This window comes from Phyllobacterium calauticae, from assembly GCF_019991125.1.
Taxonomy (GTDB): domain Bacteria; phylum Pseudomonadota; class Alphaproteobacteria; order Rhizobiales; family Rhizobiaceae; genus Phyllobacterium; species Phyllobacterium calauticae.
Map to the genome: position 1 here is coordinate 1 of NZ_JAGENB010000037.1, position 425 is coordinate 425.

Consider the following 425-nt stretch of genomic DNA (forward strand, 5'->3'; position numbering starts at 1 on the left):
GGAATTTTGCGCAATGGGCGAAAGCCTGACGCAGCAACGCCGCGTGAGTGATGAAGGCCTTCGGGTCGTAAAGCTCTGTCGAAGGGAAAGAAATGTATTGAGGCTAATATCCTTGTACTTGACGGTACCCCCAAAGGAAGCACCGGCTAACTCCGTGCCAGCAGCCGCGGTAATACGGAGGGTGCAAGCGTTGTTCGGAATTATTGGGCGTAAAGCGCGTGTAGGCGGTCTGATAAGTCTGATGTGAAAGCCCTGGGCTCAACCCGGGAAGTGCATTGGATACTGGCAGACTTGAATACGGGAGAGGGAAGTGGAATTCCTAGTGTAGGAGTGAAATCCGTAGATATTAGGAGGAACACCGGTGGCGAAGGCGGCTTCCTGGACCGATATTGACGCTGAGACGCGAAAGCGTGGGGAGCAAACAG

General features: G+C 53.9%; 1 rRNA gene. It reads left to right on the plus strand.

The annotated features are described in order from the left end of the window. Positions 1-425 (plus strand): 16S ribosomal RNA (locus tag J1W56_RS25845); the annotation flags it as partial.